This window comes from Streptomyces sp. NRRL S-455 (assembly GCF_000717875.1).
Classification (GTDB): domain Bacteria; phylum Actinomycetota; class Actinomycetes; order Streptomycetales; family Streptomycetaceae; genus Streptomyces.
Map to the genome: position 1 here is coordinate 1 of NZ_JOCT01000082.1, position 395 is coordinate 395.

The 395-nt window shown below is 67.8% G+C and carries 1 pseudogene; it reads left to right on the top strand.

The features are described from left to right. Positions 1-281 (top strand): annotated as a pseudogene (locus IE97_RS0137900) (DDE-type integrase/transposase/recombinase); the annotation flags it as partial. Positions 282-395: the final 114 nt, after the last annotated feature.

Genomic DNA, 395 nt, shown 5'->3' on the forward strand with positions numbered 1-395 from the left:
TTCCCGACCCTGCTGCGGCCAAGGCGCCGGACCTGATCGGCCGCGACTTCACCGCGGGCAAGCCGAACACGAAGTACGTCGGTGACATCACCTACCTGCCCATCGACGGCGGGAAGTTCTGCTATCTGGCGACCGTCATCGATCTCGCCTCGCGCCGTCTGGCCGGCTGGGCGATCGCCGACCACATGCGCGCGGATCTCGTCACCGACGCCCTGGCCGCGGCGATCCGCACCCGAGGCAGCCTCGCCGGATCGGTCATGCACACCGACCACGGAGCCCAGCTTGGACTCAACCGGTCGTCGCAACACCGGCTTCCTGGAGGGATAGTAGGTGTTCGTTGAGGGCTTCGGCGGGGGTCTTCCAGGCGAGGGTCTTGCGGGGGCGGTTGTTGAGGG